Consider the following 18,438-nt stretch of genomic DNA (forward strand, 5'->3'; position numbering starts at 1 on the left):
CCTGATAACGCTTGAGGTCGAGCTGCGCGTTCTTGAGCAGGGCCTGGTCGCGCTGCAACGTACCCTGTGCCTGCGAGAGCGCCGCCTGGTAGCTGCGCGGATCGATCTCGGCCAGCACCTGGCCTGCACGCACCTCGTCGCCCTCCTTGAAGCGCATCGACATCAGCTCGCCGCCGACCTTGGCGCGCACCACGGCAGTCGCACGGGCGCTCATGGTGCCAATGGCGCTGACCACCACCCGCACATCTCCCCGCTGCACCGTGCCCACCGATACGGGCTGTACGTTGCCGCCACCAAAGCGGCCAGGTCCGCCACCCGGCTTGCGTGCTGAGTTGGGGCCGGGGGCTGCCCCCCCAGCGGCGGCAGCGGCCGCTGCATCCTGGCGCTGCTTCCACCACCAGGCACCACCCCCGACCACCGCCAGCGCCACGGCGGCCATCAACAACGCGGGAAGCCAACGCAGCTTGCCGGACTGCAATCTGGCGGGCCTCTGTGGACGGGCAAACGAACGGTTCAGGGGCATGGTGAGGCGCAACAAGGAATGGGCGAAGGGGTATGGTAGCCAGCGTCCCCTCTGGGTCTGCCGCCGGGCAGGTACCCTTTACCGGGGATTTACGCGTGCTTTGGGCGGGGTTTACCGATGTATCGGCTCAGCCCCGCCAGGGGGCAGCAATCAGCGGTTGGTGGCCAGCAGAAGGCCGCCAGCACCCATGAAGAAACCGCCGGTGGCCTTGTTCAGGCGGGCCACACCGCGCGAGGTGCGGATGAAGCGGCGAATCTGGCGCCCGAAGCTGGCGTACACGGCCGTCGAGACGAATTCGCTGCCCAAGTAGATGGAGCCGAGCACCAGAAACTGGCGCGCTGCAGGCTGCGCGGGGTCGATGAACTGCGGAAAGATCGCCGCGAACAGGATGATCGCCTTGGGGTTGGTGATGCCCAGCAAAAACTCTTGCGCAATGAGCGCGCGCAGGCGCACAGGTGCTGCCACGCCACCTGACAGACCACCCGCTGGCGCTTCATCGAGCGCCAGGCCGTTGAATTCACGGCTGTGCCAGGCCTTCCAGCCCAGCCAGAACAGGTAGGCGGCGCCCACCCATTTCACCGCTGTGAATGCTGCCTCGGACGCCAGCAGCATCGCGCCCAACCCCACCGCAGACACTGTGAGGAAGATCGCAAACGCCGCTGCACGGCCTACCGTGGCGATCATCGCGGGGCCCACGCCTGCGCGGATGCCGTTGTTGAGACCACAGAAGTTGTTGGGCCCAGGGGTGAGCGAGATGGCGATGGCAACTGGAACAAATAGCAGCGCATCCATGGTGCGATCCTTGCAGGGTGAGGCGTGTGTGAGGGCGAGACGCAGCTCTGCAGTCTACGGCAGACCCTGCCTACACAGCCGACGCCAAGGCACATGCCCCCAAGGCGCCCTCTACCACCTCACAACGCCTTAGAACCTGTTCAAAGTCTTTTTGGAGGTTGCATTGGAGTGCAATCGGGATGAGTGGATGCTTCGGGTGCGCCGCATGGGCTCGTGCCCATGCAAGCAGCCGGGGCGCCAAAACTCCGAGTTCATCGGCCCGATTTCACTCCAACCCTTCGGGCAAGCGCCTTGCCGGGCAAGTCTGCGGCGTTGCGGCGCTTGCCAATAGCACGGGCTATTGGCTGCACCCCGCGCCTTGCATCCCATCCCGGCAAGGTACTTGTGTGACTCCAAAAAGACTTTGAACAGGTTCTTACAGATCCAACACCGAGCCCCAGGGCACATCAGGCAGGGCTTCGTAGTGCGCCACCACGGTCAGGCGGTCTGGTCGGGCCGCCTGGGACGCCAGGACCTGCGCCAGGTAGCGAATGGAGGGCTTGTCCAGCCCGCCCACTGGCTCGTCGATCAAGGTCAGCGGTGCATTCGACGCCAAGGCCCCTGCCATGAGCACCTTGCGCTTGCTGCCGGTGGACAGGGCATAAAAAGGCTTGTCCAGATGCTCTTGCAGGCTAAACCCCTCGATGTGGCCCACCAAGGCTGCCGCATCCCAATGGGGGCAGCGCGCGGGCAGGCTGTGGAGCCACCCCCGGGCCGTGAGCGGGTCCCACTCGCTGGAACGCGGGTCCGCCCAGAAGACCAGCGGTGCCGAGGCCTTGGCGGTTTTGTTCAGGTCCACCCCTTGCAGCGTGATGCTGCCACCCTGCGCCGTCAGCTCGCCAGCCAGCAGGCGCAGCAACGTGGTCTTGCCGGTGCTTTCATCGCCCCGCACCAAAGCCAGGCCCGGGGGCCATGCCAGCGACAGGGTATCCAGCACCGCACACTCCGGGTACGAAAAACGCAACCCCTTCACCAACAAAAACGCGCTCTCAGCCACCCTGCCTCCTCGATGCGTAAAGCGAGCATTCTAGGAAGCTGCAGCACGCCGGGCCCACCACCAGCCCCCTACCTGGTTGACCACCAGCCCGCAGAGCACTGCCGCAGCGCCCAACCACTGAACAGGCGCCGGTGTTTCACCCAGAAACACATAGGCTGCCCACAGCCCCACCACCGGTACCAGCAGTGAGAACGGCGTGACCCGTCCCGCCGCATGGCGTTGCAGCAGTTGCGTCCACAGCGTGTAGGCCAGCAGTGTGGCCAGAAAGGCCAGGTAGGCCACGGCCAAGAGCCCCGTGCCATTCAAAGATTGCAGCTGTGCCCACACGGCGGCGGAGCCCTCGCTCCACAACGCCAGCGCAAAGAACGGCCCAATGGGCACCACGCTGCTCCACACGATGAACGGAAACGGCGCATACGCCCCGGCCAGCGCCGCGCGGCGTGCCACGAGGTTGGACACCGCCCACATGAACGCCGCCCCCAGCGTGAGCACAAACCCCGCCAGCGTCATCTGGCCCGGTCCCTCGCCATGCGCAAGGCCAATGGTCAGCAAGCCGCCGAACGCCAGCAACAAGCCCCCCCACTGCCAGGGCTTGGCGCGCTCCCCCAGCAACGGCGCGGCCAGCAGCAAGGTGAAGAACGCCTGGGTTTGCATCACCACCGACGCCATGCCCGCCGTCATGCCCAACTGCAGCCCCAGAAACAGAAAGCCGAACTGCCCCAGCCCCTGCGCCAGCCCATAGCCCACCACAAAGCGCCTGGGCAAAGCCGGGCGCGGCACGAAGAGCAAAAAGGGCAACGATGCCGCTGTGAAGCGCAGCGCGCCCAACAGCATGGGGCTCAGGCCTTGCAAGCCGAGCTTCATCACCACAAAGTTCAGCCCCCAGATGACCACCACCGCCAGGGCGCGCAACAGGTCGCCACGGCTCAAGGCCGCTGGCGCACTCATGCGGCCGCCACCGCAGTGCCCGCAGCCACCGGACGGCCCTGCCGCGCCCGGGCAGCGACAAAGGCCTCGAACGCCTGGGCGCTGGTTTTGCCCGGCACATAGCCCAGTACTTCCTTGAGCGCGGTATTCAGCAGCACCGGCCGGTAGCGCAGAAAGTCGAGCTGCTCAGGGCCATAGCGGCTCATCCCCAGCGCGGAGCCCACGGCCAGTGCGGTGCGCAGCAACCCGGCAGGCAGCTCCAGCACAGGCTTGCCCAGGCGCTGGGCGATCTCGCGCAGGGGCAAGGCGCCGTCACCGGCCAGGTTGAAGCACCCGGCGCGCTGCATGCGCAGCGCATGCAGGATGGCGCCGGTCACGTCGTCGTCCCAGATAAAAACAAAGGGACTGGCACTGCCCCGGATGGCCAGCAGGCGCGGTTTTTCAAAGAGCGCGGTGATCTGGTTGTCCACCCGTTCGCCCAGGATGGTGCCGATGCGCAGCACCGTCTGCGCCAGCGCCGGGTGCCGCATGCGGTACTGCGCCAGCATCTCCTCCACCAGCCGCTTGTGGTGCGAATAGGCAAAAACCTCGTTGCCCCGCAGAGCATCCGTCTCGCGCAGCCACGCGGGGTTGTCGGCGTGGTAGCCATAGGCCGCGCCACTGGAGCTGACGACGAGCTGCTTCACGCCGGTGGCCACACAGGCATCCAGCACGTTCTGGCTGCCCAGCACGTCCACCGAATATTCAAACTCGCGGCTGGAACCCTTGCCGGGGGTGACGATGGACGCCAGGTGCACCACGCTGTCGATGGCGGTGTCTGCCAGCGTCTGCGCCAGACCGGGGTCGCGCACGTCTTGGACCCGATAGGTCACACCGGGCAGGCGGCGCTCGGCGGGCACATCGCGCACATCGGTCGCCACAATGGTCCCGACCCCTTCACGCGCCAGTGCAGCCACCACGCTGCGGCCCAGAAAACCGTCGGCGCCTGTGACCAGAATGCGGCGGCTTATCCACCCCATGCCGGTCATGTGCGCTGCTCCTTGCGGGCATCGGCCGCCGGTAGTTCGGCGGGCCGGCGCCCCCACCAGCCTGCCAGCGCCAGCCCCGCGATGATGTCCCAGAAGCCCCAGACACCCGCCACTACGGCCATGCCCCCCAGCCCGCCAAAGAAGCTGAAGATCAGCACCAGACCCAGCCCTGCGTTGCGGATACCCACCTCGATGCTCACCGCGCGCCGGTCGTAGTCCGGCAAGCCACTGAGCCTTGCGCAGGCGTAGCCGGTGCCAAAGGCCAGCGCATCGTGCAGCGCCACGGCCAGCAGCACCAGGCCCACGTAGTCGAGGAAATAGCGCCAGTTGCCCGCCACCGCGCCCACGATGAAACCGATGAGACACAGAAAGCTGAGGATGCGCACGGGCTTGTTCACGCGCTGCGTGAAGCGCGGCAGCTTTTCTGCGCACAGGATGCCCAGTACAAAGGGCAGCCCGATGATCACCACTATGTGCCCAGCCATCTCCAGGGGGTCGAGCGCAATGCTGCGCAGCAGCGTCGCCGCCGTGGGGTGCATGCCCCCCCAGAAGGCGAAATTGAGCGGCATGAGCACGATGGCCAGCGCATTCGAGATGGCCGTCATCGACACCGAGAGCGCCACATTGCCCCCGGCCCGGTGCGTGAGGATGTTGCTCACATTGCCCGGCGGACAGCAGGCCACCAGGATCATGCCCAGCGCAATGCTGGGGCCAGGCTTTAGCAGCAGCGTGAGCGCGAAGGTCACCGCAGGCAGCACGATGAACTGAGCGGCAATGCCCACCGCCATGGCGCCAGGCATGCGCAGCACGCGCTTGAAGTCCGCCACGCGCGTGTCAAGCGCAATGCCGAACATGAGGAAACCGAGCACCACGTTGAGCACCACGAGCGATGCAGGGTTGAAGTTCAGGCGTATTTCGTCGACGGGCAGCATGGCGTCGGTCCTTTCAGGCCAGGCCAGCTGAGGCTGCGCGCACGGCGTTGCGGTAGGTGTCTTTGTGCACGTAGTACGCCATGCGTTCGAGCTTCAGGTATTTGAAGCCGCCCGACAGGTCAGGCTGCGGGCCGGCCTTGGCCTGACGCAGGGCCTCGGCGCGCGGCGAGCCCTCTGCCTGCGCCTTGAAGAAGCGCGCCACCAGCTCGGCCTGCTCATAGCGCCCCTGCCAGCCAATGCCACTGGCCTCGATCATGCCCATCACGGCCAGATTGTCGAAACGGGGCGACAGGATGTTGAGGTAAAGCTGCGGCGCCATGCCCTGCCAGTTGAGCAGGCTGTGGTCGATGAAGGGGTAATGCAGCTTGTAGCCCGTGGCGCAGAGCACCAGGTCGTAGTCCTGCGCGCTGCCGTCCTTGAAGCGCACCGTATGGCCCTCGAAACGCGCAATGTCGGGCCTGACGTGGATGTCGCCGTGGCCCAGGTGGTGCAGCACCAGCGAGTTCACTACCGGGTGCGACTCGTACATCTTGTAGTCGGGCTTGGGCAGGCCAAAGCGCACAGGGTCGCCGGTGAACCACTGCAACACAACGCTGTCGACCTTTTGCTTGAGCCAGGGCGGCATCTTGAACTTTCCCCCCAGCGTATCGGCCGGCTTTCCGAACACGTACTTGGGCACGAAGTAGTAGCCGCGCCGCACCGAGATGTCCACGCTGCGCGCGTAGTGCACCGCATCCACCGCAATGTCGCAGCCCGAGTTGCCCGCGCCCACCACCAGCACGCGTTTGCCCTTGAACAGCTCGGCACTTTTGTAGGCACTGGTGTGCAACAGCTCGCCGTCAAACTGGCCCTCGAAGCGGGGCATGTTGGGCTCTGCCAGCGTGCCATTGGCAATCACCACGCCCTTGAACTCCGCCGTCTGTGCAGGGCCGCCGCGCTGCGTCCATGTCACTCGCCAAAGCGGCGCGGCGCCCTCGCCCACCGGCTCGACCTTGAGCACGCGAGTGCCGAACCAGTAGTGCGGGCGCAGGCCGAAGTGCTCCGAAAAATCGAAGAAATACTGGCGCATGTCCCGGTGGCTCGGGTAGTCGGCCACGTCGGGGCGCATGGGAAACTCGGTGAACTCCGTGGTGTGCTTGCTGGAGATCAGGTGGGCCGACTCATAGACCGTGCTGCGCGGGTTGTCGATGTTCCACAGCCCACCTACATCGGTATGGGCCTCGAAGCCCTGGAAAGATATGCCGAGCTTCTGCAAATTGCGTGCAGCGGCCAGGCCACTCGGGCCCGCACCGATGAGTGCGATGCGGCTGCGCGTGTCCTCTGCTGCCAAAGGCATGGCGGTTTCTGTCTCCGGCGTCATTGTTGTTGTCGTCATTCGCTTTTTTCTCTTTCAGGGGTCGATCGTCTTGTCGACGGAAACGGGTAGACCGGGGATGGCCGTTGCCCCAGCCTCGCCCACGCGTGGCTTGCGCGGCTGACCCAGAAGCAGCCGGTCGTGCAGTGCTTCGGGCAACAGGTTCAGCAGGCGCGCCAGCCAACCGATGCGCGCAGGCAGCACGATGTGGGTGCGCCCCCGGGCCACCGCGGCCAGCAGGGCATGCGCTGCGTCCTCGGGCTCCATCAGGCCGGGCATGGCAAAGCGGTTACCGGCGGTCAGCGCGGTGCGCAGATAGCCGGGGCTGACCGTGCTGACCACGATGGAATCACTGCGCAGCTCGGCACGCAGACTCTCCAGGTAACGGATCAGCCCGCCCTTACTCGCGCAATACGCCCCATTGCCGGGCATACCCCGCCAGCCCGCAATGCTGGCCACCCCCACCAGCGCGCCGCGCCGCTGAGCGCGCATGGCAGTCACAAAAGGCTGAAAGGTGGTGGCTGCGCCCAGCAGGTTGATCTCCAGCATGCGCCGCATCACGGCCAGGTCATCGGTCTGCGCCGTGTCAAAGCCCCCAGCCACCCCCGCGTTGGCGATGACGAGGTCGGGCGTTCCCCGGCTGCCCATCCAGTCCGCGGCCATTGCCTGCATGGCGGCGGTGTCCGCCACGTCGGGGGTATAGACAGCGCAACGTTCTGGCGCCAGCGCCGCCAGTGCTTGCAGCACGGGTGTGTCCAGGCCTACCAACGCCACGGCAGCACCCTTGCCGATCAGCTCGCGCGCCAGCGCCTGGCCCAGTCCGCCACAGGCGCCAGTGAGCACTACGTTCTGGAATGAGACGGTCATGAAGCTCCTGGTGAATTGGGTTTGCAGCTTAGCCACAATGCTGAATAATCCCGAAATGTTTTATGAATTCGTCTCGAATTCCGAGATTTATGAACAGTACACCGCCCAGCCTGCGCTTGTTTGAATTGCTGGAGACGATGTGCGCCCAGGGCCAGCCCTTCAGCCTGGCCGACGCCATCGAGGCCACCGGTTGGCCCAAACCCAGCGTGCACCGCATGCTGGGCCAGTTGGAGGCCGGCGGCCTGCTGGCGCGCGAGCCAGACGGTCGACGCTATACGCCCGCTCCGCGCCTGCTCCACCTGGCCGAGAGCACACTGAGCGCTGGCACCCAGCATGGGGTGCGCCACGCCGTGCTGCGCCAGCTGGTGGCGGACATTGGCGAGAGCTGCAACCTGACGGCGTTGAGTGGCGCCGAAGTGATCTACCTGGACCGGGTGGAGTCGGCCTTTCCGCTGCGTATGGAACTGCGGCCCGGCACCCGTGTGCCTATCCACTGCTCGGCCAGCGGCAAGCTGTTTCTGGCCCACCTGTCCGCCTCGCGCAGGGCAGCCATCCTCGACGGCCTGCCCCTCACCCGCCACACGTCCACCACACTGACCGACCGCGCCGCACTGGAGGCTGAGCTCGAGCAGATCCTGAGGCAAGGCTATGCCACCGACGCCGAGGAATTTGTGGACGGCCTCGTCTGCGTGGCCGTGCCCGTGATGGCGGGGGGGCGGCGACAGGTGCGCAGCGCCGTGGCATTGCAGGCGCCCTCTGCCCGCATGCCGCTGGCTCGGGCCCTGCAACTGGTGCCCCGCCTGGGGGAGTCCGCACAGGCCCTGGGCCGCACCTGGGCGTGAACCATGAACACCCGGCACTTCAAGAACCCGGCGCTTGCCGATAGCACGAGCTATCGTGCCGCCCACCCTACCTTGCATCCCCTCCCGGCAAGGTACTTGTGCGACCCCGAAAAGATCTTGAACAGGTTCTCAAAGCCCACTCTCACCATGCAATTGAACTACCTCGACTTTGAATACAGCGAAGACGCCGACGGCAACGGCACATTGGATGCCATGGCCAGCGCATTGCCCCCGCAGCTGCCAGCGTTACAGGGCGAGATCACGGGCGTATTGGCCTGGGCGCATGCGCACTGGCCGGGCACCTGCGCGCCGCTGGAAGATGGCGGCAGCTGGCACTTCGACCTGCAAGGCGTGCAGGAAGTCCAAAGCCCGCTGGACCTGGCGTTTGATGAAGCCACCGGGCAGCTGCGCGTGGCGGTGGGCAACACGGCACCGCCGCGCACGACCCTGACGCTCACCCTCAGCGGGAGCAGCGACTTTTGCGCCGCCCTGCGCGAAGCCTTCGACATGGGTTGAAACGCGGCTGGCGATCCTGGCAGAACTCCGCAAAAGCCTTGAAAGAGACACCCTGCGCAGACACTGGTCAAGGGTTAACCCCAGTTAGCGGCAAAAGGCCCCACGTTGCAAACAGGTTAGCACGCTGGGCTGCGCTTTCGCTGGGCAGAACGTTACAGTTGCGACTCATTAGTTCAACCCGAGACTGGAGAGTTTCATGCTGTCACGCCGTCACTTCCTGGGCGCAAGCCTGGCCACCACCGTTTACGCTGCGGGATCGTTTGTGCCCGTGTGGGCGCAGAACGCACCCAATTTCGGTACGCCCACCCTGCCCAGCCCAGGCTTCCGTCGCATGAAGGTGGGGGATGTGGAAGTGATCGCCCTGAACGACGGCATCACGCGCCGCCCTTTGGGGGAAGAATTTGTGAAGAACGCACCGCTGGCCGAAGTGCGTGCGCTGCTCGCGTCGCAGGGCCTGCCGACCGAGTACATCGACGTGCCTTACACCCCCTTCCTGGTGGTGGCGGGCGCACGCAAGATCCTCATCGATACCGGCCTGGGCGAGTTTGGTGGCGCAACGACCGGCAAGCTGCTGGATAGCCTGCGTGCGGCAGGCATGCAGGCTTCCGACATCGACACCGTACTCATCAGCCACTACCACGGCGACCACATCAATGGCATTCGCAACAAGGCGGGTGAGCTGGTGTTCCCGAAGGCCAAAGTGATGGTGCCTGCTGCCGAACATGCCTTCTGGATGGACGATGCGCGCATGGCCGCGGCCCCCGCCGGCATGAAGGGCGCGTTTGACAACGTGCGCCGCACCTTTGCCACCATGCCGGCCGACACGCTGGTGCAGTTTGCAGCGGGCGCTGAAGTGGCACCGGGCATCCAGTCGGTGGCTGCTTACGGCCATACGCCCGGCCACACGTTGTTCGAGCTGAAGTCTGCAGGCCAGAACTTCTTCTATGTGGCAGACCTGACCAACGTTCCCGCCCTGTTCGCCCGCAACCCCGATTGGGCCGTGACTTTTGACATGGATGCAGAGGCAGCCCGCAAGGTACGCCGCGAGGTGTTCCAGCGCATCACCGCCAGCAACGCCATGCTGGGCGGCTTCCACTTCCCCTTCCCTGCGTTTGGCCGCGTTGCGGCGGCGGGCAACGGCTATGCCTTCCAGCCTGGCGCCTGATACCGAGGCTGCTGCGGGTACTGCGGCGACCACAGGCACGCGCGTCACACGGCGCACCCTGCTGGGCAGGGGCGCGGCGGGCGCACTGGGCAGCGGCCTGGCCCTCACAGCCCTGCAGACCTGGGCGGCCCAGGATGCTGGTGCCGAGGCCTTGCTGCGCCAAGGCGGGGTGGTGGCGTTGTTTCGCCACGCGCTGGCCCCCGGCACTTTCGATCCGCCGGGGTTTCGCCTGGGCGACTGCAGCACCCAGCGCAACCTGAACGATGAAGGCCGGGCCCAGGCCCGGCGCATCGGTGAGTGGTTCCAGGCGCGGCAACTGCAGCCAGAGAAGGTGCTCTCAAGCCCCTGGTGCCGCTGCATCGACAGTGCCACCCTGGCCTTTGGTACGCCGCAGGTGTGGGCCGCTCTGGGCTCGCCCAGAGGTTACTCCGATACCACGGGTGAGAGCCACTTGCGCGAGCTGCGCCAGGCGCTGGCTGGGGCGTCTGCGCGCAATGGCCGGTTTGAAGTGTGGTTCAGCCACATGTTTGTGCAGTCTGATCTGGCACGCGACAGCACCAGCTCGGGCGAGGCGCTGATACTGCGCGCCCCTCGAGCCGGCGAGTTGCAGGTGTTGGCCAAACTATCAGTGACGGGCTGAGCCCGACTGGGGCCTTCGGCCTACACGCGGGCGATGTGCCGGGGCGTATCCTGAAGGTTCTTTGCCCTGCCGGATACCCCGGCGCGGCGCACACCCAGGAGCTGCCGATGACACCGTCCCACACACTGGGTGAGCCCGCGCCTTGCGGGCACTGCCACTGAGAGCTGCCATGGCATTCCTCTCCAGCACCCCTCGCCTCACCACCGCGTCCAACGAGCCAGCGCCATGGCCTGCGAACGCCGGCGCACCGTCAGCACAGACCATCCCCGGCAGCCAGCGTGGTGTTCGCATGGAGCTGCAGATCGACCTGCGCTATGAGATCGACAGCTATGGCGCCGATTTCGTGTTCAACATCCACGCCGCACAAACACCCCACCAGATCGTCCACAACGAGCGCCTGGTGCTCAGCCAGGACATTCCTCACCAGATCCACACCGATCCGGCGACGGGCAACCGCTATCTGCGCCTGCATGGCGAGCCTGGCACGCTGGCGCTGACCTACAGCGCCACGGTGGACATCCGCCACCACCGCACCGATCCCACCCAGCTGGCGGAGGTGCCTGTGCGACACCTGCCGCCGCATGTGATGGGCTACATCTACCCCAGCCGCTATTGCCAGTCCGACCGCCTGCTGCGGCTGGCGCTGAACGAGTTTGGCGCCTTGTGGCAGGGCCACAGCCGCGTGCAGGCGATCCGCGACTGGGTGAACCGGCATGTGGCGTTCACGTCCAACACCTCCAACTCCAACACCTCGGCTGTCGATACGCTGGTGGAACAGGTGGGGGTGTGCCGCGATTTCGCCCACCTGATGATTGCACTGTGCCGTGCGGTGAACATTCCGGCCCGCTTCACCACGGGCACAGACTACGGCGCCGACCCTGCACTGGGCCCGCCGGACTTTCATGCCTATGTGGAGGTGTACCTGGGCGACCGGTGGTATCTGTTCGACCCCTCAGGCACGGCCATCCCCATGGGGCTGCTGCGTTTTGGCACCGGCCGTGATGCCGCCGACGTGGCATTTGCCACCATCTTTGGCGGGGTGCGCGCACAGCCTCCCACCATCCACACCCTTGCGGTCGAAGACCCCACCCAGGGGTGGGTGCTGCCCTACCACTGTGCCGAGGCACTGTCCACCGACCAGGGTACGTCGTACGGGGCCCGCTTCGTCGCGCAATAGGGATTTTTGGCCCTCCCTCTGCCACCACAACAAGGCCTTAGAAAGGCCTGCTGGCCGCCCCTGATTGCGGCTGTGGCCTAATATGCCCCTTTTCTCCACTTTCTCAGAGACCTACCATGGGCAACAAGATCGTCACCGAAGCAGACCGCAAGCGCACCCCCCAACCCAAGCCGTTGCCCGGTGTGACGCTGAACACCCCCGGCCGTGGCCAGCGCGTGAGCCTGGAGCGTGGTGTCGCCACGCGCAGCAAGAAGAACCCTGGCAAGCGTTCGCGCAAGGGCGGCTGATCAGTCCTCCGGGGGCGCTGCGGCGCCCCGCCAGCATCCAGAAAAAAGCCCTCGTCAGAGGGCTTTTTTGTGGGCGGTGCACCGCTTACTCCAACGGTGCAGGCATGGTTTCCACCTGTCCTCTGGCGGGCAGGACGATGTGAAATGCCGCACCGCTGGCCGGAACGTTCTCGGCAAAGATCCGTCCACCCATGGCCTCGACGATCTTGCGGCAAATGGCCAGGCCCAGGCCCGTGCCGCCTGATCCATCCTTGGTTTTGCTGGACTGCACAAAGGCCTCAAATATGCTTTGCAGCTCTGACGGAGGGATGCCCGGGCCCTCGTCGCGCACCACCAGATGCGTCTGGCCCAGGGAATCCGCGTATCCTTCCAGCGTGATCGTGCTGCCAGGCGGGGAAAACTTGATGGCATTGGCCACCACGTTCCGGATCACCTGCTGAAAGCGCAGCGGGTCGGCCTTGGCCACCAGCGGAAGGTCGGGCATGCGCAAGTCCAACATCAGGTGGCTGCGTTCGAGCAAAGGCTCCAGCTCGCGGATCACCGGGCGCACCACGCCGCGCAGGTCGATACGCTCCATGTGGAAAGTGCCCACAGTGCTCTCCAGCTTGGAAACCTCCAACAGGTCGTTCACCAGCATAAGCATGCGCTGGCCCGCCGAATGGATGTCTTCAAACATGTCCGCCAGCTTGGGCTGCGCGCGCCCACGCAGCATGCCCAGTTCGGCAAAGCCCAGAATGGACTGCAGCGGCGTGCGAAGCTCGTGGCTCATGTTGGCCACAAACTCCGACTTGGCACGAGACGCCTCTTCGGCCGCATCGCGTGCCTCCTGGGTAGCACGCTCTGCCTCGCGGAATTCGCTCACATCCATCAGGATGGTGAGCACACCTGTGACCTGACCATGCTCATCGGCAATCGCCGCCTTGACCACGCGTGTGTCGCGGCGCGATCCGTCGCCATGGCGTATTTTGGCTTCGACCAGGGCACGCCCACCCCAGCGCAAGAGCTGTTTGTTCGCCGACAAGTGCACCTTGACCTCGTCCGGCGGCAGGCACTCGGCCACGGCCTTACCCAGCACGGTGGAGCGCGCACGGCCCTTGTATTCTTCCCAGGCCTTGTTCACGCGCACGAACCGGTCCTGTGCGTCGGTTACAGAGATGGGCAGCGGGTTGGTCTCCAGCAGCAGGTCCTGGAAAGCGATCTGCGCCTGCAGCTGCTGCTGGGCCATCCAGCGCTGGGTCTCATCCACCGCGCTGCCTGCAAAACCGATAACACGCCCGGCAGCCACCAGGGGCACCACCGCCACCTGAAACATCATCTCCCTGCCCTCGGCAGAACGGGACACCACCTGGCATACCCGCACTCCATCCGGCGACCGGGAGTCGATGGCCCGGACCACATCGTTGCGGCTTTGTGGCTCTACCAGGTCGTGCAGGCGCTTGCCTATGGCGCGATCAGGCGCTGTGCCCGTCACCACCGTCCAATGCGCATTCACATAGGTGATAACGCCCTGGGCATCGGTGCGAAAAATCAGCTCCTGCACGCTGCGCATCAGCACAGACAGATCCCGCTCGTTGCGGGCAATGCGGGCCTGTGCCGCATCAATGGCCAGCCGAGCCCGATCACGGGTGCGCTGGCCCCGCCACACTGCAAAGGTCAGGCCCAGCACCAGGGCCACCACGGCCAGGCCAATACCGATCAGCGCGTGGGCATCCGCCAGCCAGCTCTGCACGGCAGCCCGGTACGAGGTCTCGACCACGACCACCAGCGGCATGGCAGATGAAGTTCGGAAGCTGACAATCTGCCGATCGCCCAGCACGCCTGCGCCCAAGTACGTCGCGTGCTCGTGCCTTGGCAGAAACTGGCTGAACACGGGGATGCTGTTCACTCGCGTACCTGTCAGCGCGGCCGCTGCGCCCGAGGTGGCCAGCACCTGGCCGTTGTACGAGGTCACCACCGAATCAAAAATTTCGGACTCCAGCGTCAGATGCTGAAAGTTGGACAGCGAATCGGGGTTGACCAGCGCCACCAGCACCAGCGTCTGCCCGGCTTCATTCCTGTAGCCGTGCATCACGGGGATGAAAGCCACGCCCGCAGGGGCCGCCACCGCTGCGCCTCCAAGGCGCACACTTTGCAGGCTGCGGCCGGGTGTGAGGTCGCCCTGAACCATCCGCCCCACGGCAACCGGGGGGCCGAGCCTGGCCAAGTCCACAAAACTCTCGGTATCGCCGGGGAAGGTGCTTGCGACCACACGACCACCGGCATCCACCACGGCCAGTCCCCGCAAGAATGGCAGCGCCGCCAATGACTGGCCCAGTGCATCTTGCATGCGCCGGGGCTCAGAGACCACAGCCGTGAGGGCTGTCGATGTGGCCAGCGACTCCAGGGCCAGCTCGGCCGTCTGCATGGTGCGCGTGGCCTGATCCTCCAGCACCCGGGCCAGCACGGCGGCATGGTTTTGGTGGCTGATGCGCACGGTGCGGAAGTCGTTTACGGCCAATGCGCTGACGGCCACCAGAGCCGCTAATGCCGACAGTCCTCCGGTGATGAGGACCAGATGGCTGGTTTGCAACACCCACGCACGTAGCTTCACCCAGACCAGAGGGAGCGGGAGACCCGCCATATCAGCGCACCACGACGGCGTTCAGGCCATTTTGGGAAGCAGCACGCTGCAGGCGGCCGTCGGCCTTGATGCGCGCCACGAAGGCCTCTACAGTGGCCAGCCAGGCGGTATCGCCACGTTTGACCGCATAGCCATAGGGCAGCACCGAGAACGGTTCGGGCGACTCGATGAGCCGGGCCCAGTCGGCGTTATCCATCAGACGTCGGCTGTAGGGGTAGTCGGTCATGAACACATCAATGCGCCCTGCTGTGAGTTCGCGCTCGCGAGTAGCGGGCAGCTGGATACGCACCAGGGTGGCCTGCTTGAGGCGCTGGGCCATGATGGGCTCCATGAACGTGCCCGCCTGTACACCCACCAGCACGCCCGGCTTGTCGATGTCGGCCCACTGTTTGACGACCGCATTGGTCTTGGTGGTGATGCCGTAGATGTCGCTGCGCATGTAGGGCTGGGTAAAAGCCAGTTTTTCCATGCGCTGGGGCAGCATGCCGATGGCAAACATGGCCACGTCACACCTGTCCTGGTTCAGGTCTTCGATAAGAGTGGGAAAGGACGAGTCCACGTACTCCACCTTGGCCTTGAGGTCGCGGGCCAGCTCGACAGACAGGTCAATGTCGATGCCCACCATCTGCTGCGTACGCGGGTGGCGATAGGTCACGCCATAGTAGTCGGGCCACACACACACGCGCAACACCGACTGGCTCTGTACCCGGTCGGCCACGGGCCCAGCCTGCGCACCGGTGGCATGGGCGACCAGCGCAATACTGACGGCAGTCAACACCCAGTGCTTCAGCCACTTCGTCGTTTTCGTCATGAGAAATCCTTGGATCAACAAAAGCTGCCAGTGCTGCGGGGGCCGCCACACAGCGGTTGGTAGAAAGAGGCGTCAGGGGGCGTCGATCAGTGCATCAAAAGAAGGGCATTCCTGCGTGATCTTGCACCGCAGCGCATCGATGGCCTCAGCATGTTCCAAAAATGTGTCCACGATCACCGGGTCAAAAGCGCGTCCGCGCTCAGCAGCCAGCATCTCCAGCGCCACCGGCACCGCAAAGGCGGGACGGTACACCCGGTCCATGGTCAGCGCGTCAAAAAAATCCACCACTGCCGTGATGCGGCCCGACAGAGGAATCGCATCGCCAGACAGCCCAGCAGGGTAGCCCTGGCCGTCGTAACGCTCGTGGTGCGTGAGCGCCACCTCGGCCGCCATGCGAAACACCGGTATGTTCGATCGCCCCAGTATCTCGGCGCCCATGGCAGCGTGGCAGTTCATGGTCTGCCGCTCTTCGGGGGTGAGCTTGCCGGGCTTTTTGAGCACGCTGTCTGCGTGTGCCAATCTTGCCGATGTCATGCATCGGTGCAGCCTTGCGCAGAATGCGCGCATAGCCTGCGGTTTGCCCCAGGGCCAGAGCCAGGGCCTCCGCCAGGTAGCCAATGCGCACGATATGCACGCCGGTGTCGTCGTCCTTGAGGTCAGCCGCTGCCGACAAGTGCAGCAATGCCGCATGGTGTGCGCGGGTGACCTCGCGCAGGGCTTCGTTGCGCTCTCGGTACATGCGCCCGAAGTCGCGCACAAACCGCTCCATCTGCGCCGCCGCTGCCTCGTCAAAGCAGCGAGTGTCCGTGAATGCCAGGGGCGCAGGCTCCAGAGATGACAGTGAGGTCACTGCGATGCCTCCATGCGGTAGATGGTTTCCAGTACCTGCAGGGTGCTGAAGGGCTTCATCAGGTAGTCGTCGACCCCCGCAGCAAAGCCCGCCTCCTTGTCGCTGGACTGCACCCGGGCCGTCAGCATGATCACCTTGGTGTGGCGCATGCCAGGGTCGGACTTGATGCGGCGGCACACGTCCAGGCCGTTCAGGGTGCCAGGCATCATCACATCGAGCAGCACGATGTCGGGCTGTAACTCGCAGGCCAGTAGCCAGCCAGCATCGCCCGTGGCAGCTTCGTGGATCTCGAAGTCATCAAACTCCAGCGTCATCTTGAGCAGTTTGCGGATATCGATGTGGTCTTCGACGATGAGGATTTTTTTCATGACGGTAGCTGTTTGAGGCCTGGAGGCAGCTGACAAATACAAAAAAATCGTTCTAAGGAGATTTTTTTTGCTGTTGCATGAATCATATCAATCATTTTTATCAAATGCAAGCCTGAAGGAAATAAAATTGGGAGAAAATGCGCGATCTATGCAATCTGACAATTCCCACGCGGAGCACGCCATGGCCGACCACTACACCACGCTGGAAGTCGCCAAAATGCTGGGCATGGCCGTGCGGTCGGTCCAGCTGATGGTGGACCGCAACGAACTGGAGGCCTGGAAGACGCCAGGCGGACACCGCCGCATCTCCCGCGCATCGGTGGAACGGTGGATGACCGCCCATGGCGCAGGTGGTGCACCCCAGGCACTGGCCGCCGGCACCCCGGTGACCACCCGACCGCCCCTGGCCACGCCGGTAGCTCCAGCCAAGGGGCGTGCCCCCAAAATCCTGCTGATCGAGGATTCGATCCACTTCCAGAACCTTGTGGGTCTCATCGTGCAGCAGCACTTTCCGGGCGCTCAACTACACGTAGCCAACGATGGCATCACCGGTCTGGCGCTGTATGGACAGACACAGCCCGAGGTACTGATCGTGGACATCCTGCTGCCGGGCATCGATGGCGCCACCCTCATCACCACGCTGCGCTCGCACCCCCAGTTTTCGCGCAGCCACCTCATCGTGGTCACCTCGCTCGACGAACAGCAGCGCGAACCCTACGCTTTTGCCTTGCAGGGCGTGAAGGTGATCCACAAACCCCGGCTGGTGGCCGAGCTACCCAGCGCGCTGGCCGCCTGTATTCCCCAGGCCCAGGTGCCCGCATGAGCCCCCCCCAAGGTCCTGCTGGTCGAAGACGACAGCTCCATCGCGCGCTTTGTGCAGATGGCACTGGAAGAACTGCCCATCGAGCTGGTGACCTGCACCAACGTACCCGACGCCATGCATGCGCTGCACGCGGGGGGTGTGGAACTCATCATCACCGACCTCATGTTGCCGGGCGAGTCTGGCATTGACCTGGTACAGCGGCTGCTGCAGGAGCCTGTCCACAAACGCCGCACTCCGGTGGCGGTGTTCAGCGCAGGCCTGACGCCGCCGGTGCGCGAGCAACTGCAGGCCATGAAGGTGTGGCGCATGGTGTCCAAACCTGCGTCGGTGGCAGAACTGGAGGCCTGCGTGACCGATGCGCTGGCACTGGCGACCGAGCCCCCCGCCAATGCACCTGCAGCAGCTGCAACGCTCGCCAATGAAGCGGCTGACGACGAGGCGCAGGCCATTGCCACTCACTTTGCTGGCGACGAGTTTCTGTTCAAGGCCTACCGAGCCAGCTGCCTGCAGCAGTTCCCTACCGACGTGCGGCAAGGTGACGCGGCCAGTGCAGCGCAAGACTGGCCTGCGCTGCGCCGTCTGGCACACAGCCTAGCCACCGTGCTGCTCACCCTGGGCCACCCGGCCCAAAGCGTGCGCGCCCGCCAGTTGGAAAACGCAGCCGCCGAGTCTGCTGCCGAGGCCTGCCAGGGGCATTGGCGCCTGCTGCGGGCGTTCCTGCTGCAGCTCTGATCCGGCGCCAGCGGCGCGGCAGGCCGGACCCTTGGCCTCGCTGATGCCCGATAGCAGGCGATCTCACCATCCTGCCACCTCCACATAGAGAACCCTGCACAAGCGGGCAATAGCGCCACTTTTCCGCTAAATAACCATTCAGAGCAAA

General features: G+C 65.0%; 19 protein-coding genes and 1 pseudogene. 8 read left to right on the top strand and 12 right to left on the bottom strand.

The features are described 5' to 3' along the window. The 8 genes from ISS20_RS03825 to ISS20_RS03860 all read right to left on the bottom strand — a co-directional run. Window positions 1-523: biotin/lipoyl-binding protein (locus ISS20_RS03825; RefSeq protein ID WP_291433861.1), on the bottom strand; the 523-nt coding region annotated here is incomplete at its 3' end. Window positions 524-673: 150 nt separating this feature from the next. After that, window positions 674-1,315: a LysE family transporter gene (locus tag ISS20_RS03830; protein ID WP_291433863.1), complete on the bottom strand. Its 642-nt coding sequence runs from the start codon at window positions 1,313-1,315 to the stop codon at window positions 674-676. A gap of 415 nt (window positions 1,316-1,730) precedes the next feature. Further along, complete coding sequence (locus tag ISS20_RS03835) at window positions 1,731-2,291, bottom strand: ATP-binding cassette domain-containing protein (RefSeq protein WP_291433866.1); 561 nt, start codon at window positions 2,289-2,291, stop codon at window positions 1,731-1,733. A 90-nt stretch (window positions 2,292-2,381) separates the two neighbouring features. After that, the gene (locus tag ISS20_RS03840) at window positions 2,382-3,299 is read right to left on the bottom strand and encodes an EamA family transporter (protein ID WP_291433868.1); all 918 of its coding nucleotides are present in this window, start codon (window positions 3,297-3,299) and stop codon (window positions 2,382-2,384) included. Beyond that, window positions 3,296-4,306: an SDR family oxidoreductase gene (locus ISS20_RS03845; protein WP_291433869.1), complete on the bottom strand. Its 1,011-nt coding sequence runs from the start codon at window positions 4,304-4,306 to the stop codon at window positions 3,296-3,298. The genes ISS20_RS03840 and ISS20_RS03845 overlap by 4 nt, the downstream gene beginning before the upstream one ends. Then, entirely contained in the window at window positions 4,303-5,238 is a 936-nt protein-coding gene (locus ISS20_RS03850; protein ID WP_291433871.1) for a bile acid:sodium symporter family protein, read from the bottom strand. Before ISS20_RS03850 ends, ISS20_RS03845 begins: the two co-directional genes overlap by 4 nt. Before the next feature lie 13 nt (window positions 5,239-5,251). Continuing rightward, window positions 5,252-6,613 carry an NAD(P)-binding domain-containing protein gene (locus tag ISS20_RS03855; RefSeq protein WP_291433872.1) on the bottom strand — a complete coding sequence of 454 codons (1,362 nt, stop codon included), beginning with the start codon at window positions 6,611-6,613 and terminating at the stop codon, window positions 5,252-5,254. Between the two features lie 15 nt (window positions 6,614-6,628). Beyond that, on the bottom strand, window positions 6,629-7,459 hold the full coding sequence (locus tag ISS20_RS03860; protein ID WP_291433874.1) for an SDR family oxidoreductase: 831 nt from the start codon (window positions 7,457-7,459) through the stop codon (window positions 6,629-6,631). Between the two features lie 89 nt (window positions 7,460-7,548). Between ISS20_RS03860 and ISS20_RS03865 the strand changes: the two genes are divergently transcribed. From ISS20_RS03865 to ISS20_RS03890, 6 genes are all read left to right on the top strand, one after another. Further along, window positions 7,549-8,301, top strand: coding sequence for an IclR family transcriptional regulator (locus ISS20_RS03865; protein ID WP_291433876.1), 753 nt, complete (start codon window positions 7,549-7,551; stop codon window positions 8,299-8,301). Window positions 8,302-8,448: 147 nt separating this feature from the next. Beyond that, entirely contained in the window at window positions 8,449-8,817 is a 369-nt protein-coding gene (locus ISS20_RS03870; RefSeq protein ID WP_291433877.1) for a hypothetical protein, read from the top strand. A gap of 196 nt (window positions 8,818-9,013) precedes the next feature. After that, window positions 9,014-9,982: an MBL fold metallo-hydrolase gene (locus ISS20_RS03875; RefSeq protein ID WP_291433879.1), complete on the top strand. Its 969-nt coding sequence runs from the start codon at window positions 9,014-9,016 to the stop codon at window positions 9,980-9,982. Further along, window positions 9,960-10,622 carry a histidine phosphatase family protein gene (locus ISS20_RS03880; protein ID WP_291433881.1) on the top strand — a complete coding sequence of 221 codons (663 nt, stop codon included), beginning with the start codon at window positions 9,960-9,962 and terminating at the stop codon, window positions 10,620-10,622. Before ISS20_RS03875 ends, ISS20_RS03880 begins: the two co-directional genes overlap by 23 nt. A gap of 289 nt (window positions 10,623-10,911) precedes the next feature. Next, window positions 10,912-11,799 carry a transglutaminase family protein gene (locus ISS20_RS03885; RefSeq protein ID WP_291433966.1) on the top strand — a complete coding sequence of 296 codons (888 nt, stop codon included), beginning with the start codon at window positions 10,912-10,914 and terminating at the stop codon, window positions 11,797-11,799. Window positions 11,800-11,915: 116 nt separating this feature from the next. Next, on the top strand, window positions 11,916-12,086 hold the full coding sequence (locus ISS20_RS03890; protein WP_015015224.1) for a hypothetical protein: 171 nt from the start codon (window positions 11,916-11,918) through the stop codon (window positions 12,084-12,086). Between the two features lie 85 nt (window positions 12,087-12,171). Here the strand turns inward: ISS20_RS03890 and ISS20_RS03895 are convergent, their stop codons facing one another. The 4 genes and pseudogenes from ISS20_RS03895 to ISS20_RS03910 form a co-directional block, all read right to left on the bottom strand. Then, entirely contained in the window at window positions 12,172-14,658 is a 2,487-nt protein-coding gene (locus tag ISS20_RS03895; protein ID WP_291433968.1) for a PAS domain S-box protein, read from the bottom strand. 49 nt (window positions 14,659-14,707) lie between these two features. Next, on the bottom strand, window positions 14,708-15,517 hold the full coding sequence (locus tag ISS20_RS03900) for an ABC transporter substrate-binding protein (RefSeq protein WP_291433885.1): 810 nt from the start codon (window positions 15,515-15,517) through the stop codon (window positions 14,708-14,710). Between the two features lie 72 nt (window positions 15,518-15,589). Beyond that, window positions 15,590-16,286 (bottom strand): annotated as a pseudogene (locus ISS20_RS03905) (HD-GYP domain-containing protein). Between the two features lie 77 nt (window positions 16,287-16,363). After that, the gene (locus ISS20_RS03910; RefSeq protein WP_291433887.1) at window positions 16,364-16,735 is read right to left on the bottom strand and encodes a response regulator; all 372 of its coding nucleotides are present in this window, start codon (window positions 16,733-16,735) and stop codon (window positions 16,364-16,366) included. A gap of 181 nt (window positions 16,736-16,916) precedes the next feature. Between ISS20_RS03910 and ISS20_RS03915 the strand changes: the two genes are divergently transcribed. Beyond that, window positions 16,917-17,558, top strand: coding sequence for a response regulator (locus ISS20_RS03915; RefSeq protein ID WP_291433889.1), 642 nt, complete (start codon window positions 16,917-16,919; stop codon window positions 17,556-17,558). Between the two features lie 18 nt (window positions 17,559-17,576). After that, complete coding sequence (locus tag ISS20_RS03920) at window positions 17,577-18,290, top strand: response regulator (protein WP_291433970.1); 714 nt, start codon at window positions 17,577-17,579, stop codon at window positions 18,288-18,290. The last annotated feature ends 148 nt before the right edge of the window (window positions 18,291-18,438 follow it).

The sequence above is a fragment of the Acidovorax sp. genome (assembly GCF_016783915.1).
GTDB lineage: Bacteria > Pseudomonadota > Gammaproteobacteria > Burkholderiales > Burkholderiaceae_C > Acidovorax.

Excerpts from the sequence above, each read along its gene's own strand:
- ISS20_RS03915 (WP_291433889.1), top strand. The coding sequence starts at position 16,917 with ATGGCCGACCACTACACCACGCTGGAAGTCGCCAAAATGCTGGGCATG.
- ISS20_RS03830 (WP_291433863.1), bottom strand. The coding sequence starts at position 1,315 with ATGGATGCGCTGCTATTTGTTCCAGTTGCCATCGCCATCTCGCTCACC.
- ISS20_RS03860 (WP_291433874.1), bottom strand. The coding sequence starts at position 7,459 with ATGACCGTCTCATTCCAGAACGTAGTGCTCACTGGCGCCTGTGGCGGA.
- ISS20_RS03880 (WP_291433881.1), top strand. The coding sequence starts at position 9,960 with ATGCCTTCCAGCCTGGCGCCTGATACCGAGGCTGCTGCGGGTACTGCG.
- ISS20_RS03890 (WP_015015224.1), top strand. The coding sequence starts at position 11,916 with ATGGGCAACAAGATCGTCACCGAAGCAGACCGCAAGCGCACCCCCCAA.
- ISS20_RS03910 (WP_291433887.1), bottom strand. The coding sequence starts at position 16,735 with ATGAAAAAAATCCTCATCGTCGAAGACCACATCGATATCCGCAAACTG.
- ISS20_RS03870 (WP_291433877.1), top strand. The coding sequence starts at position 8,449 with ATGCAATTGAACTACCTCGACTTTGAATACAGCGAAGACGCCGACGGC.
- ISS20_RS03885 (WP_291433966.1), top strand. The coding sequence starts at position 10,912 with ATGGAGCTGCAGATCGACCTGCGCTATGAGATCGACAGCTATGGCGCC.
- ISS20_RS03840 (WP_291433868.1), bottom strand. The coding sequence starts at position 3,299 with ATGAGTGCGCCAGCGGCCTTGAGCCGTGGCGACCTGTTGCGCGCCCTG.
- ISS20_RS03845 (WP_291433869.1), bottom strand. The coding sequence starts at position 4,306 with ATGACCGGCATGGGGTGGATAAGCCGCCGCATTCTGGTCACAGGCGCC.
- ISS20_RS03900 (WP_291433885.1), bottom strand. The coding sequence starts at position 15,517 with ATGACGAAAACGACGAAGTGGCTGAAGCACTGGGTGTTGACTGCCGTC.
- ISS20_RS03875 (WP_291433879.1), top strand. The coding sequence starts at position 9,014 with ATGCTGTCACGCCGTCACTTCCTGGGCGCAAGCCTGGCCACCACCGTT.
- ISS20_RS03850 (WP_291433871.1), bottom strand. The coding sequence starts at position 5,238 with ATGCTGCCCGTCGACGAAATACGCCTGAACTTCAACCCTGCATCGCTC.
- ISS20_RS03855 (WP_291433872.1), bottom strand. The coding sequence starts at position 6,613 with ATGACGACAACAACAATGACGCCGGAGACAGAAACCGCCATGCCTTTG.
- ISS20_RS03865 (WP_291433876.1), top strand. The coding sequence starts at position 7,549 with ATGAACAGTACACCGCCCAGCCTGCGCTTGTTTGAATTGCTGGAGACG.